Genomic DNA, 14,165 nt, shown 5'->3' with positions numbered 1-14,165 from the left:
GTGCGGCCGGTGCGGCTATTGTATGCGGTTACGCCGGTTCGGCGGCACGGGCCTGCGCGCAGGCATGGCCGATCAAGATCTCGGCGGCTTCGCGGGCGGCGCGCATCGGCGCCGAACCGCGCTGCATCTGCTCCCGCACCAGTGCACCGGCAATCAGCATCGATAAATGTTTGGACAAATTATCCGGGTCGCGGACGCCGGCCTCGGCGGCCAGCGTCGCCAGCAAGCGGCGAAAACCTTCGGAAAATTCGGCCGCCGCCTGCTGTACCGGGCTGCCGATCTCGGCGAATTCGGCCGAGGCATTGATGAACGGACAACCGCGAAAGGCCGGGCTGGCTTGCAGCCGTTCGAACACGTCGAATACTGCCAGCAGCTTCCGTTGCGGGTCGTCAGTGGCTTGGGCCAATTCCGCTTCGATAATGCCCTGCAATTTGGCCCGGCTTTTATTCAAATGCGCGACCACCAAGTCGTCCTTGGACGGAAAATATTTATACAGACTCATCTTGGTCGTGCCGGCAGCCTTGACGATGGCATCGACGCCGGTGGTCTTAATCCCTTGGCTGTAAAACAGTTCCGAAGCGACGTCGAGGATATGTTGCTGAAGATTACGGGCCATACGCGGATATTTGCAAAATCGGAGTTGCAACTATACCGACCGGTCTGTATTATTGCAACAGACTGACCGGTCTGTTCTGAAAACACTTTTACTTGATGGAGATCATTCGATGATTACTTTATACGGCATAGCAATCAGCAACTATTACAACAAAGTCAAACTGGCGTTGATGGAAAAGGAAATCGCCTTCGTCGAGGAAGCGGTGCGCCCGAGTCAAAACGAAGCGGTGTTGAAACGCTCGCCGCTGGGCAAGGTTCCGTTCATCAAAACTCCAGAGGGCTATTTGTCGGAATCGCAAGCGATTTTGGAGTATCTGGAAGATGCGTTTCCGCAACAGCCGCTGTATCCGGCCGATGCGTTCGAACGCGGTAAATGCCGCGAGTTTATCCAGCACATCGAACTGAACGTGGAACTGATTGCCCGCCGTCTGTATGCGGAAGCGATTTTCGGCGGCAGCGTGTCGCAAGAAACCAAAGATGAAGTCCGACAAAAACTCGATACCGGTTTGACCGGTTTGGCAAAACTGTTGAAGCTGGCGCCTTACGCGCTGGGCGATTCGTTCACCGCCGCCGACGTCGTGGCCTGGCCTCATCTGCAACTGGTCGGCTTCGCCACCCAAAAGATTTACGGCGAAAACCTGGTTAACAGCCACATTCCGGGTATCGAAAGCTATATGCAACTGATCGAAAGCCGGCCTCACGCGCAAACCGTAGCGGCCGACCGCGCCGCAGCGCTGGCAGCGTTTTTCGGCAATCAGTAAATATTCCATTCAACCCGCCGGGTTCGAGAGCGTCCGTCCCGGCGGCGCATGTCAACCGCCTTATCCGATATCCAAAGGTTCGAAGCTTCTTTCCGGTCACTGCCGATCAGGAATTGCGCGATAACCCATCCAGCCCGGCATCGACCGGGTATTTGTGCTTATTGCACCCCTACAGTTTCCCTGGTATTTGTGACGCAAGCTTCTCGTTGCTAGTCGAACAATAATAACCAACAAGATTAGGAGGTTAACGAAACAGCCATCGCCAAACAAATGGTACGCACAATACGACAACAAATAAGTCGCCAACTCATTTGACTTTTTGTTGAACGGCTAGACCTTTTGATCAGTTTGGAGACAACCATGAACCACAAAAACAGATCGGCAATCCGCTGCGTATTTGCATACATGATCGCCGCCGCGCTCGGATACAGCAATTCTGCCGCCGCAGCCACCCCGGACTTCACGCTAGAGCTCCCGACCGGAACTGCGTGTAACTTCGATCTAAAAATTGAAGGCTGGGGCGGCAAACGAAACGTCAGGGAGTTCAAAGACGCAAACGGCAACCTGGTACGCAGCCTTGATACAGGTACCGGTGCAGCGCTGCGTTTCACGAATCTGTCGAATGGAAAAACGCTCTCGACGAAATCGAACGGAGCGGTATCGGCAAAACGGTACAACCCGGACGGCTCTTATACCGAGACAGACACCGGACACAACCTCCTGATTTTATTCCCGACCGACGTGCCAGCCGGGCCGTCCACGACGCTGATTGCGGGTCGCGTCGTCTTCACCGTCGACACCAGCGAAGTCTTTACAGTGCTAAGTACCAGCGGAAAGACAACCGACATCTGCGCCGCGCTGCTCTAATCTCACTCGCCCGCTGCGGAGACCGGTTAACGGCCGTAGCGGGTTTCCTGGGCAGTGCGTGTCGGAACGAGACATTAGCGCCACCGTTATCGTCACCGCACATTTCGCTGATGCAGTAGCGACATCCTGTTGCATCGCGATCGAACTACCCCCTCAAGCCCAACAGCCTTGCATTGCCTCTCCGGCCGGAGGAAGATAACAATGCATCCGCTTCGATATAACAACAATAAGGAGACCCGGCATGACTACACTCGAGAAAACCCGCGAAAAGAATCTATGGGAAAAGTTTTTGACTTTTTTCGGCGACATCAAGATTTATCCTCACCCGCTGTTCATTGTCTACGACCCTGGTTCTTACCGGATCAAGGGTCCGGATTTGCGAGAGATTCTCGAGATTCTGCAACCCGGCGATATCCTGCTGCGCGGCTATGATAATTATCTGGACGGCAAATTCATCGGCGGCACCTTCAGCCATGCCGGTTTCTACTTCGGCGAAGCTACCGAGGCCGACCGACCAGCAGCGCGGGCAGGAACCCAGGAAAACGGCAAGGACTGGTTCACGCCCGGCAAGCAAATGGTGGTGCACTCCATGGCTGAGGGCGTGTTCATGGAAGACATTCTGACCTTCACCCGGTGCGACAAAATTGCCGTCCTGCGTTTACCGGGACGCATCAGTAAAAATACCGAACACAAACTGCATGTGGTCAGCAGCGAGATGCCTGACTTCAGTCCGGCGGAAGAGCGTATATACCAAGCCTTGAAAAACGGCAAAACGGTTGCGAGCGCGGAAGCGGTGGTCCAGGCCAAACGGCTAGCTCTCGCCCACCTGGGTTATGCCTACGATTTCGGTTTCGATTTTGAAACCCACAAAAGCTTTAGCTGCACGGAATTCGTTTATTTCATTTACCGTTGCGTCTGTCCGTTCGTCGATATCAAACTGGTGGAACAGCGCCTACTGTTTTTGACGAAAAAAGTACTGCGTCCGGACGATTTTCTACAGACCGGTTTAGAGCAGGTTTGGCTGAAGAAGTAAGCCGAAAAGGCTAAAGGTTATCGAAGGGAGAATTGGCACCAGTAAAGACCGGTCAGCCAAGGTCGGCGCGGGCGGGCCTGTGAGGACGCCGGTCCGCGCCGGGTTAAAGCTTAAGCTTCGTAATTGGCGCTGGCGAATTCCCAGTTAACCAGGGCCCAGAACGCTTCCAGATATTTAGGGCGCAAGTTGCGGAAATCGATGTAATAGGCGTGTTCCCAAACATCGCAGGTCAAAATCGGGGTTTTGCCTTCGGTCAATGGGCAGCCGGCGTTGCTGGTGCTGACCAATTCCAAGCCACCCTTGTCGTTTTTCACCAGCCATGCCCAACCGGAACCGAAGGTGGTGACGGCGCATTTGGTGAATTCTTCTTTGAATTTCTCGAACGAACCGAAGGTTCTTTCGATCGCGTTTGCCAAGCCGCCGGTCGGTTCGCCGCCGCCGTTGGGAGACAGGCAGTTCCAGTAGAAGGTGTGGTTCCAGACTTGCGCTGCGTTGTTGAACACGCCGCCGGAGGATTTTTTGACGATTTCTTCCAGAGACAAACCTTCGAACTCGGTGCCCGGAACCAGGTTGTTCAGGTTGGTGACGTAGGTTTGGTGGTGTTTGCCGTAGTGGTATTCGATGGTTTCGGCGGAAATGTGCGGCGCCAAAGCGTCTTTGGCGTACGGTAATGCAGGTAATTCAAAACTCATCTTTAATTCTCCAGATTGATTGAACAGCAGCAGTGACTAGGTGCGGACCGGGTCCGACCTAATTACCTAGCATTATAATAAAGAATTATTCCGAATTTAAAAGCACATTTAATTCAATGGCTTAGTATTTCTCGCCGCGGCACGGCCGCATCCCGATTTCCGGTCCCGCTACGCAAGCGAAAAACCTTAAAGAATCAAAGTGTTATAAGATTGCAACCCGTCGCTTGCGCTGATGCCGTCAGTTGATCATCACCATGCCGCCTTTCAGTGTCAGCATGCCGTCGCCGCTAACGGTAGTCTGCAGACCTTTCAGTTCGGCCTGGGTATCGGCTTGGATTTTGACAGTCATGCCCTTGATCGTCACGCCGCTCTGGTCGATCTTGATGCTGTTGGAACCGACTTTGAGTTCTATCGATTGCGCGGCTTCTTCCGAAATGGCGCCGGCATCGAGTTTCACCGTCAGATTGCCCGATCCCAAACTGACCGTGCGGTTGCCGGAACTGACGGTCAATTCGTCATTGCCTTGTTGGATTTCCACAGTGCGATTGCCGGTCTTGACCGTCAGTTTATCGTTACCCTGATCCAGGGTCACGGTGCGGTGGTTATAGATATCTATGGTTTGATCGCCGGCATCTTGTTTATCGAACCCGATTTTCTGCACGTCGTTGTTCTCGACGATACGGGTAAAGTTTTTTTCCGCGTGCAGATAGATTTCCTCTTCGTCTTTCTTATCCTCGAAACGCAATTCGTTGAAGTTCTCGGCGGCACCGTTTGGCGTGCTGCGGCTCTTGATACCACTTTGAGTTTTATTGGCATCCAACGTGTAAGGCGGCATGTTGACGCTGTTATAGACCCGGCCGGTGATAATCGGATTGTCCGGATTGCCTTCCAGAAAATCGACCACAACCTCCTGGCCGACTCGGGGTATGAACATGCTGCCCCAGTTCTTGCCGGCCCAAATCTGCGCGACCCGCACCCAACAGGAGCTATTCTCGTTTTTGGTGCCGAGCCGGTCCCAATGGAACTGGACTTTGACCCGGCCGTATTGGTCGGTCAGGATTTCGTCGTCCTGCGCCCCCACCACCACGGCAGTTTGCACGCCTTGTACCACCGGCACTCGGGTCAATCGGGGCGGGCGGTAGACGTAGGACGTGTTGATCACCGAATAGGTACACAGATATTCTTCTTCGCCGCCGGTGCCGGAGTCGAAACCGTTGTTGCGGATACTGATATCGGTCGACAACACCATGTACTGGCAATTCTGGTCGGCGCGGGGATATTCCGACAGCGTGAAAGTCAGGCCGGTAGCCAAGCCCCTTACGTTGCCGCCGGCGAAAACCTGTTCGTGCTCGGAACGGGCCTGTTCCATCCGTAACCGGGCGTAGCGCTCGCCTTCCGTAGCGGTTTTATACTCGCCCGGATAATCGTAAATTTCCTTGCCGGATTCCGCATGTTCGCCGGCAATCAACGACGCCACCTTCAAATCGGCAGTGGCGGCTTCGAAATCGTACTCGTTCAAGCGGTAACCGCCGCTTTGAATTTGCCGACTGAAAGTCCAGTCGAAGATATGCTCTTCGTCGCGCACGCCCTGATTGTCGGGCGGGTAATACTTGACCGTGGCATTGCCGGCAAGCGCCTGGTGCGCCTGCATGTTGTCGCACAACACCATGGTGTGGCTGCCGTTCTGGTGTTGGAAGTAGTAATAGATCCCCTCCTCTTCCATCAAGCGACTGACCAAATTGAAGTCGGTTTCCCGGTATTGCACGCAAAACTCGCGTTCCGGGTAGGTTTCGTTCAGATTCAGGGTCGGCACGATGCCGTATTCGCCAAGTATGCTCTTGACGATCTCGGACGCGGTCGTCGGCGCGGCTTGGTTGCTTTCGCCGACAGAAGGCGACAAAACTCGGCAATTGCTGGCCCTGGTCAGCAACCAGGCTTTCGGATGCAGCCACAGCCGGTAGTTGTACAAGTCGCCCAGCATGCCGAGTTGATTGACCCGGGTGACGATCCCGTTAAACCAACGGCTGCCGCCGTTCTCCAGGGCCAGTTCGACGGTCAGGCTGGTGCCCAACAAGGCTTTCAAATCGACGGTTCCGCTTTCGCTCAACAATTCCAATTCGTATTCGAACAAGCGGCTGACGGCCTCGCTACCGGTCATCCGATACAGCACGAAAACACCGTCGCCCAGTGCCGTGGTCACCTTGGCTACCCGCTGATCTTGAGAGAGGGACATGTCGATATCCTAAATGAAACTGTTGAAGAACTGGGCCCGGCCGGTGTCAACCGATCAATACCGTCGGATAGCCGACAACTATGGTTCCGCCGTGGGCGCAACTGTCGCCCATGCGGGCGGCGGGCATATTGCCGATTAATACGGTCGCGGATCCCATGGCGATGGTATCGGGAGGCCCGACGCAGACCGCCATATCGGTGGCTCGCGCCGCAGGCATGTTGCCGATCAAAACCGTCGGCGCGCCGGGGCCCGAGATCGGACCGCCGACATGAGGCACCGGTCCGTTGAACATCGGGCAAACATGCATGTCGGTCAAGCGTGCAGCGGGCTGTCCCATAGCGATCCCTCTCTCAAGCCGCTTGCCAAACTCGGCCGTTGCCGCCGTTGGCAATATCGATGCCTTGCTCCAGGAAAAATTGGTATTTTTCCTGGGATTTTTCCGGCAGTGTCAGTACTGCCGCCAACATCACGGCGCCCGCCGCGGCCTTACCGGTCAAGTTATCGGCCGGCGGCACGGCCGGTGCATTTTCCGGCGCCATGCTGCCGTCGCTCCAGAACGCCGCCATCGCCGCCCAAGCGGCGGGGTTTTCGAACGACGCCTCGTGCGCGGCGCTATTCGCCAATCGGCGATTGGGCTCGGTGGGTTTGAACACCCACAATTCTGCTGCTTCCAGCGCTTTGACTACTTCCGGCTTGGTTTCCGGCCCGACCACGCTTCGGGCGCTAATGCAGGCCCACCAGGTCGCTTCGCGCTTGGGCAGCGCCCGCGCCAGAAAACGCACGGCGTCGGGGAACAATTTGAGCTCGATCAAGTTGCGCAAAAATGCCGCCGGCGCCAGATCGTCCGCCAAACAGCGCAGCGCATCGGGCTCCAACTGAATGTCCCGGCAAATTTGCGCCGCCGTAGGCATCGTCACCTTGCGTAAACTTACCGCGCTTGTCATGCTGTCTCCCATCTCCAACGTGTCTGATTTCGGATTTGCTCTATCGTGATTACGCGTCTTCCAAGTAAAAATCTTAACCGTTGAACGCCGAGTTAGCTACCGGATTCACAACGCTTCGAACAGGTTTATATTGGCCCAATCCGTTTGCAAGACAGCCTGCCAACAATTACCCTCACCGGTGCGCGTACCGCCACCTAAGGAATGTCCGGTCACCGATATTCTTCTGCCATTGGAAATTTGGCGGCCTTCAGCATTTTGCCGCGCCGACGAGCATTGGTTGGGCAATTAGACTCATGCTGTTTTCCAAACAACAGTTCGCTGAACCGAGAGCCGTCAGGCTTTTGGAGGTTTTTTAAAACCCTAGCCGTTAGCTCTCATTCAGGCAGGTCGACGCAGAGGCTAAACGCCTGCGCCGCAGCCGCGTTTTGTGCAATTGGCACTAATGTATGGCTACGGCTCAACAATGTTGATCCCGCATTTACCGCAAACATGTTTATAAGCCATACTTAATTGAGCGCCCCCTACTTTAGAAATTTTCCCCATACGGAACGAATGCCTTCAATTCTTTCGCCTACATACACCTGAGACATTCGAACTGAAGACATTAAATTCTCCAAATTTACCCACCACAAACATAAAGTTTCGTTAGTCAGGATTAAATCCCTGAACGTAAAACCCCGTATAAGTTGCCCAATATCCTTGCCCGGTAAGGTACCATTTTAGCCATTCAGTAAATTCCCCGATACTATCTCGACGAAATGCGAACTCCCCCGCGTTAGGATCGAAAAATGACAAGTAAAGCTGGGAATAATGCACCCCTAAGGCATGAGCACCATCACCTGCGATAGTGAGAATGAAGTAAGTCGCCTTATTGCACTGTAGCTCTGTCACAATTGAACTGGCGCTTTGCTTCAATATTTCTTCGGAAAAAAACTCCTGCTTCAAACCATACGGCTTTAGAAGCAGTGCTGAATCTTTGTATTTATCGGCCACTCCTCCAAGTTTACCGCCACTGACCGGTTTTTTTGCTAACGCCTGAAAAGCCATCGGGTAGCGAATCTTGGCTTCAGCATCAGCCGTATTGACCCAGGACCAAAAATCTACAGCCTGTCGTTTGCATCGCAACCATTGGAGGACGATACCGTAGCACCAACCTTCCTCCGTTAAAGCGTCCTTTCTGGTTCTCGCATCCTCAGATTGGTTATATTCATGCACAATTTCGACATTATGCCGAACACAAAGCCTAGCCAACCAGTCTTCCATCTTTTTCTCCTAAAGTTACTCGGACAAAGCGAAACAAAAGCGGAGTCCGATAAGTTTGTTTTGATATTAGTCTCGATTCCGCAGCGCTCCACCGAGATTAAACCACTTAGTCAAATCCATACCCAAACTCCCCACCCTCAACCTTCACTTGTACCCGCTGGATCGGCGCACCGTCCATCATCCGGGTCAAAAACTCCTCGCTGATTTTCGGTAACACGGTGTTGGTCAGGATCGCGTCTATCATCCGGCCGCCGCTTTCCAGTTCGGTGCAGCGGCTGGCGATTAGTTTGATCACCTCGTCGTCGTAGCTGAACGGCACTTTGTGGGTTTCTTCGACGCGTTTCTTGATCCGGTTCAGTTGCAATCTGGCTATAGCGCCTATCATTTCGTCACTGAGCGGGTAATAAGGAATCACGACCAGACGGCCCAGCAAGGCCGGCGGAAACACTTTCAGCAACGGTTCGCGTAGCGCTTTGGCAATGCCTTCCGGTTCCGGCATCAGATCCGGGTCCTTGCACAGATTGGCGATCAGGTCGGTACCGGCGTTGGTGGTCAACAAAATCAGCGTATTTTTGAAGTCGATGACCCGGCCTTCGCCGTCTTCCATCCAGCCCTTGTCGAACACCTGGAAGAAGATTTCATGCACGTCGGGATGAGCTTTTTCGACCTCGTCCAGCAACACGACACTGTAAGGCCGGCGCCGGACCGCTTCGGTCAACACCCCACCCTCGCCGTAACCAACGTAGCCGGGAGGCGCACCTTTCAATGTCGACACGGTATGCGCTTCCTGGTATTCGCTCATGTTGATGGTAATGACGTTCTGCTCGCCGCCGTACAAGGCTTCGGCCAAGGCCAGCGCGGTTTCGGTCTTACCGACGCCGGAGGTACCGGCCAACATGAACACGCCGATCGGTTTGTTCGGATTGTCCAATCCGGCGCGCGAAGTCTGAATACGTTTGGCGATCATCTCCAACGCATGGCGCTGGCCGATGATGCGCTGTTCCAGATTGTCGGCCAATTTCAGCACGGTTTCGATTTCGTTCTTGACCATCCGCCCGACCGGAATGCCGGTCCAATCCTGCACCACCGCAGCGACAGCCTGATGGTCGACGGTTGGCAAGATCAACGGCGACTCGCCTTGTTGCTCATGCAATTGCGTTTGCAAGTCTTTCAATTCGGCCAACAACGCACCGCGGTCTACCTGCGCGGGAGTCGAATCGGTTGCCGGTTCGGCTGCGCCGTCCACCGCATGTCCGGCCGAACGCAATTTGCTGCGCAGGGCCAGAATCTTACCGACCAATTCTTTCTCGGCGTTCCAACGCTCCTCCAAACCCACTAGGCGCTCGCGTTCGGCCGCCAATTTTTCGTTGGCCAACTCTTCGCGGCCAACCACTTCGACACCGACCGCTTTTTCGCGGCCGATGATCGCCAATTCGGTTTCCAACGCCTCGATACGCTTGCGGCAGTCGTCGACCTCGGCCGGCACGGCGTGCTGGCTGACGCCGACGCGGGCACAGGCGGTATCCAACAGGCTGACCGCCTTGTCCGGCAGTTGTCGGGCCGGAATGTAGCGGTGCGACAATTTCACAGCCGCTTCCAGCGCTTCATCCAGAATCAGCACCTGATGGTGTTTTTCCTGCACCGAGACCACGCCGCGCATCATGCGGATAGCCTTGGCTTCGTCCGGTTCGTGGACTTGCACGACTTGAAAGCGGCGGGTCAAGGCCGGGTCTTTTTCGATATGTTTTTTATACTCGGCCCAGGTGGTCGCTGCGACGGTACGCAATTGGCCGCGCGCCAACGCCGGCTTCAACAGATTGGCGGCATCGCCGGTGCCGGCTGCGCCGCCGGCGCCGACCAGCGTGTGAGCTTCGTCGATGAACAAAATGATCGGTTTCGGCGAAGCTTGGACTTCTTCGATGACTTGGCGCAGACGGTTTTCGAATTCGCCCTTCATGCTGGCGCCGGCTTGCAGCAAGCCGACATCCAACGTGCGTAAACTGACGTCGCGCAAAGAGGGCGGTACGTCGCCGGCGACAATTTTCAACGCAAAGCCTTCGACAACCGCCGTTTTGCCGACGCCGGCCTCGCCGGTCAGGATGGGATTGTTCTGGCGGCGGCGCATCAGGATGTCGATGACCTGGCGGATTTCCTCGTCGCGGCCGACAATCGGATCGATCTTGCCTTGGCGGGCCTGTTCGGTGAGGTCGACGGTGAATTGTTTCAGGGCCTCCTGCTTGCCCATCGCCGCCGGCGCCAGCGCACCGCTGGCCTCGCCCGGCGTCGCGGCGATATGGCTGCCGTCGGTTGCCGCCAGGCCGTCTTCCGGCGAACCGGCAACGACATTAGGCAATTCGTCGGAGACGCTATCGGGTTTCAGTTTCTCGAATTCGCGGGAAATGCCGATCAGCTCGTTGCGCAGACCTTTGGTTTTCAACATGCCGACCAGCAAATGGCCGCTACGCACTTGGTTTTCGCCGAATAACAGCGTGCCGTAGACCCAGCCACGTTCGACGCTGTCCTCGATATGCGGCGAGAAATCGGAAATCGAAGTCGAGCCGCGCGGCAGCTTGTCCAGCGCTTCGGTGACTTCTTTCGCGATCCGCGACATGTCCAGGCCGTAATGCTTGATCGCCCGATGCAAGTCGGAATCGGGCAATTGCAGCAATTGGCTCAACCAATGCACCAATTCGACATAGGGGTTACCCCGCAGCTTGCAGAACACCGTCGCGCTCTCGACGGCTTTGTAACAAACCCGGTTTAATTTCCCAAACAGCTTGACTCGGCTAATTTCTGCCATCGCTACATTTCCTGTTCAAAAGTTAAGGTTGGTTTAACAGTTCGCCCCAACGGCGATAAATGGGTCGAGCAATAAATCGTCGGCATCGCGTTCGCTGTGGCGCGGTCCCAGCCACATACTCCAGCCCAGTTGCGCATAACCGTTCATACTGCGTTTATCCTGTTGCTGCGGCACACCCAAGGCCAATTCCGCCGGCACTTCGGAGTGTTTCAAAACCAATTGCGCATCCCACACATATTCGTCGCCGACATAATTGCGCACGCTGGCTTTCAATTGTTCGAACAACACCGCGCCCGGTAACAGCGCCAGATAGTCGGCCAGCGCCATCGGCCCCAGCACGACCTTGAATTTGTGCTGGCAGCCCCACACCGACGCGCCCAATAAGGCCGTCTGGCCCAAACTAGCGATATCGGCACTCACGCCCAAGCGGGTTTGTTCCGCCGGTTGGATATCCATCCATTCGCCGACGAACTCCTCGATTCTGACTCCCAGCCTCAGCACATCGGCAATTACGGCGCGCAATCCGTCCGGATGTTTGGTTTGTGCCGAAAAATGGCCGGCATAAAACAGTTTCGCCCGATCCGCCAGCGCATCCCGCTGCTGGAACGCCTCTCCGGCAACGCCCGCCAAGCTACCGACGTAGAAAGCGAAGCGGTCGGTTTGCGGCCGATCGTAATGCACCTCCGGCCGGGCGTTGGCCCATGCCCGGTAAAACAGGCTGATCATGCGATGGTGAAACACATCGGCAAATCGGGCCAGGGTCGGGTCGTGATGGTGGCGGGCGCGTTGCCGGGCGTATTCGGTCAAATGCAACGGCAACGGACCATGCGGGCCGAACAGACCCATAAAGTTCACCGCCAGCCGCGGCGTCGCGGATTTGGCGCCCGCCGCGACGTAGGCCGAGACGGCCGAGGCCGGGAACTCCAGTTCCGGTTCCTGGGACAAGCGAATCGCATCGTCCCCGGCTTTCAGGCTTTCGCCCAAGCGCGGTTTGTCCGGATGCAGGGTTTCGATCAAGCGCAAGGCTTCGAAAAAATCGAAGCGGTAAGCAGCCCGCTGCAATTCGTCTATCAGAACGTGTGTCGGCATCCCATCCTCACCGGCCATCTGGCCACTTCGCCGCGGTCGGTAGTCCGAATCGCGGTTTCGACGAAGGAATTGATCGACACGTAGCGGGCGAAAAACTGCTCCAGCACGGTACCCATCAAGAAGTAACCGCCGCCTTCGAAGGCCGATTCGTCGAGCAATACCGATATTTCCAGGCCGCGGCCGAACACCATCGGCCCTTTGGAATCGATGCGCCTGACTACATTCTTGGAACCCACCGAAATCACGCCCTCGATCTGTTTTTTGATCGCCGGCTCGCGGCTATCCGCATACAGGCCCAATAATTCCCGCAATGCGGCGGCGCCGGTTTTCCGGTCGCTGTCGATCAAGGACAAGTAATTCAGCGATAAATGGTTAATCAAACGCCACACCGTATCCGACTCGTAGGCTGCCGGTAGCGGCCGGGTCGGCCCGGCAATACAGCGGATCGATTTAACCGGCGCACTGATCTGGAGCGTAAAGTCGGTCTCGCCCAAGCCAACCGGCATGACCAAAGGCAAATCGCGGTTGGTGCATAGCGTCTCGACGCCCAACTGCGCCAATTTGGTGGAATAGGGTGCCTCGGCCGCGTCGACCAAGGCGATAAACACTTCACTGCCGATATAACTGGAACGCACGCCTTTGCGGCGCTGTTTGGACGACAACACCCGTTTCGTCCGTCTTAACGCATAAAACGCGGTTTCAGTGTGGTTCTGGTAAGCCGATTTGGAACCGTAGAACGGCAGAAATGGCTGCTCGCCGGCCTGGTCGTTACCGTAACCGCAAACCTCGTTAACGCTGTACACCTCGTAGTCCATCGGCCGGCTACGGTCGACTACCAAATGGTATTCGGACTGGCGGTGGTCGACGTGAATCCGGTCGGCGCGCTTAGGGAACAAATTGATGGCCGGCGCGCAAAACAAAGCCAAATTGTTCTGGTCCAGCGCGTTGACCAGTTGCAAATCGCTGCGGTCCAACAACACGAACAGTTCCAGTTCCTCGCTGTCGCAAGCAGCGGTCAACTGGTTCAGCCGCTCCAATTCGACAAACAGGTAGCGGTCCGGGAACGCGAAATATTCCTGCAAGATCCGGTAACCGTCAAACGATCGCGGCGTTTGCCTGAGCAGCGCCTCGTCCTGATTGAAGCCCATGCCACGCGCCACCCGGCCGTTGGCATATTCGAAAACATGGGACGCGCCGGCTTTGAATTTGCCGGCCAAGCCCACCGCGTTGGCCAGAAACTGCTCGTACAAGCGGTAAGGAATATTGCCGGAACCGCGCAAGAACAGCGGCAAGCTTTGCAGCGGCATCTTGCTGAATTTAATGCCGCCGACCGTACGCAACACGATGCGAAATGCCGCCTTGACCGTCGGCGGATACCGCCCCGGCGCCAACCCGCTGCTGGAAATCGCCGCCAAACTGGGCAAATATTCCAATTGCGCCAGTTGCAGCGGCCAAAGTTGCACTGGTTGCGAAGTCCGGTATTCGCAGGCGGTTTGCTCGCCTTTCGCAATCAGGCTGCGCAGCACAGTATCCTTCGGAATGGTCAATCCTTCCGCCAATGCCGCTTCGGCCAGATCCGGCTTGAATTCCACTACCGCCATCGAAGGCGTCGCCGACAAATAATGCGGATAGACGATTTGCAGCAGTTGCTGGGTAAAATTCGGAAACTCGGCGTCGACTTTAAGCTGTACCCGTGCCGCCATGAAGGCAAAGCCTTCGAACAGCCGTTCGACGTAAGGATCGGAACATTCGAAGGTATCGAGGCCCAGGCGGCCGGCAATCTTCGGAAATTCGGCGGCAAACTCGGCGCCGACTTCCCGGACGTATTGCAATTCGCGGTTGTAATATTTCAGCAGTTTCGGGTCCAT

Annotated in this window: 12 protein-coding genes; 3 read left to right on the top strand and 9 right to left on the bottom strand. The window is 55.8% G+C overall.

Going from position 1 to position 14,165, the window contains the following annotated elements:
* Positions 1 to 28 precede the first annotated feature (28 nt).
* Positions 29 to 616, bottom strand: coding sequence for a TetR/AcrR family transcriptional regulator (locus NP603_RS15805; RefSeq protein ID WP_256611915.1), 588 nt, complete (start codon positions 614 to 616; stop codon positions 29 to 31).
* Positions 617 to 725: 109 nt separating this feature from the next.
* On the opposite strand from NP603_RS15805, the gene NP603_RS15800 reads away from it, so the two are divergent.
* From NP603_RS15800 to NP603_RS15790, 3 genes are all read left to right on the top strand, one after another.
* Entirely contained in the window at positions 726 to 1,376 is a 651-nt protein-coding gene (locus NP603_RS15800) for a glutathione S-transferase family protein (protein ID WP_256611913.1), read from the top strand.
* A 360-nt stretch (positions 1,377 to 1,736) separates the two neighbouring features.
* Entirely contained in the window at positions 1,737 to 2,243 is a 507-nt protein-coding gene (locus NP603_RS15795; RefSeq protein WP_256611911.1) for a hypothetical protein, read from the top strand.
* 241 nt (positions 2,244 to 2,484) lie between these two features.
* Positions 2,485 to 3,276: a C40 family peptidase gene (locus tag NP603_RS15790; protein ID WP_256611909.1), complete on the top strand. Its 792-nt coding sequence runs from the start codon at positions 2,485 to 2,487 to the stop codon at positions 3,274 to 3,276.
* Positions 3,277 to 3,386: 110 nt separating this feature from the next.
* Here NP603_RS15790 and sodB read toward each other — a convergent pair whose 3' ends face one another.
* The 8 genes from sodB to tssF all read right to left on the bottom strand — a co-directional run bounded on the left by sodB (position 3,387) and on the right by tssF (position 14,165).
* Positions 3,387 to 3,968: a superoxide dismutase [Fe] gene (gene sodB, locus NP603_RS15785; protein ID WP_256611908.1), complete on the bottom strand. Its 582-nt coding sequence runs from the start codon at positions 3,966 to 3,968 to the stop codon at positions 3,387 to 3,389.
* A gap of 238 nt (positions 3,969 to 4,206) precedes the next feature.
* Positions 4,207 to 6,201, bottom strand: coding sequence for a type VI secretion system Vgr family protein (locus NP603_RS15780; protein WP_256611907.1), 1,995 nt, complete (start codon positions 6,199 to 6,201; stop codon positions 4,207 to 4,209).
* Positions 6,202 to 6,247: 46 nt separating this feature from the next.
* Positions 6,248 to 6,538 carry a PAAR domain-containing protein gene (locus tag NP603_RS15775; protein WP_256611906.1) on the bottom strand — a complete coding sequence of 97 codons (291 nt, stop codon included), beginning with the start codon at positions 6,536 to 6,538 and terminating at the stop codon, positions 6,248 to 6,250.
* A gap of 13 nt (positions 6,539 to 6,551) precedes the next feature.
* Entirely contained in the window at positions 6,552 to 7,145 is a 594-nt protein-coding gene (locus NP603_RS15770; RefSeq protein WP_256611905.1) for a DUF6931 family protein, read from the bottom strand.
* Positions 7,146 to 7,790: 645 nt separating this feature from the next.
* Positions 7,791 to 8,408 (bottom strand): YopT-type cysteine protease domain-containing protein, encoded by a 618-nt coding sequence (locus NP603_RS15765; RefSeq protein WP_256611904.1) that lies wholly within the window; start codon positions 8,406 to 8,408, stop codon positions 7,791 to 7,793.
* Positions 8,409 to 8,514: 106 nt separating this feature from the next.
* Positions 8,515 to 11,208 (bottom strand): type VI secretion system ATPase TssH, encoded by a 2,694-nt coding sequence (gene tssH, locus NP603_RS15760; protein ID WP_256611903.1) that lies wholly within the window; start codon positions 11,206 to 11,208, stop codon positions 8,515 to 8,517.
* A gap of 33 nt (positions 11,209 to 11,241) precedes the next feature.
* The gene (gene tssG / locus NP603_RS15755) at positions 11,242 to 12,297 is read right to left on the bottom strand and encodes a type VI secretion system baseplate subunit TssG (protein ID WP_256611902.1); all 1,056 of its coding nucleotides are present in this window, start codon (positions 12,295 to 12,297) and stop codon (positions 11,242 to 11,244) included.
* Entirely contained in the window at positions 12,279 to 14,165 is a 1,887-nt protein-coding gene (gene tssF, locus NP603_RS15750) for a type VI secretion system baseplate subunit TssF (RefSeq protein WP_256611901.1), read from the bottom strand. The genes tssG and tssF overlap by 19 nt, the downstream gene beginning before the upstream one ends.

The organism is Methylomonas aurea (assembly GCF_024505045.1).
In the GTDB taxonomy this organism is placed as follows: Bacteria; Pseudomonadota; Gammaproteobacteria; order Methylococcales; family Methylomonadaceae; genus Methylomonas; species Methylomonas aurea.
The sequence above is the reverse complement of the archived record's forward strand: the minus strand, read 5'-3'. Positions and strand labels throughout refer to the sequence as shown.

Coding starts and splice junctions, on each gene's coding strand:
- NP603_RS15805 (WP_256611915.1), bottom strand. CDS start 616: ATGGCCCGTAATCTTCAGCAACATATCCTCGACGTCGCTTCGGAACTG.
- NP603_RS15765 (WP_256611904.1), bottom strand. CDS start 8,408: ATGGAAGACTGGTTGGCTAGGCTTTGTGTTCGGCATAATGTCGAAATT.
- NP603_RS15790 (WP_256611909.1), top strand. CDS start 2,485: ATGACTACACTCGAGAAAACCCGCGAAAAGAATCTATGGGAAAAGTTT.
- NP603_RS15800 (WP_256611913.1), top strand. CDS start 726: ATGATTACTTTATACGGCATAGCAATCAGCAACTATTACAACAAAGTC.
- tssH (WP_256611903.1), bottom strand. CDS start 11,208: ATGGCAGAAATTAGCCGAGTCAAGCTGTTTGGGAAATTAAACCGGGTT.
- NP603_RS15795 (WP_256611911.1), top strand. CDS start 1,737: ATGAACCACAAAAACAGATCGGCAATCCGCTGCGTATTTGCATACATG.
- NP603_RS15780 (WP_256611907.1), bottom strand. CDS start 6,201: ATGTCCCTCTCTCAAGATCAGCGGGTAGCCAAGGTGACCACGGCACTG.
- tssF (WP_256611901.1), bottom strand. CDS start 14,165: ATGGACCCGAAACTGCTGAAATATTACAACCGCGAATTGCAATACGTC.
- sodB (WP_256611908.1), bottom strand. CDS start 3,968: ATGAGTTTTGAATTACCTGCATTACCGTACGCCAAAGACGCTTTGGCG.
- tssG (WP_256611902.1), bottom strand. CDS start 12,297: ATGCCGACACACGTTCTGATAGACGAATTGCAGCGGGCTGCTTACCGC.
- NP603_RS15775 (WP_256611906.1), bottom strand. CDS start 6,538: ATGGGACAGCCCGCTGCACGCTTGACCGACATGCATGTTTGCCCGATG.
- NP603_RS15770 (WP_256611905.1), bottom strand. CDS start 7,145: ATGACAAGCGCGGTAAGTTTACGCAAGGTGACGATGCCTACGGCGGCG.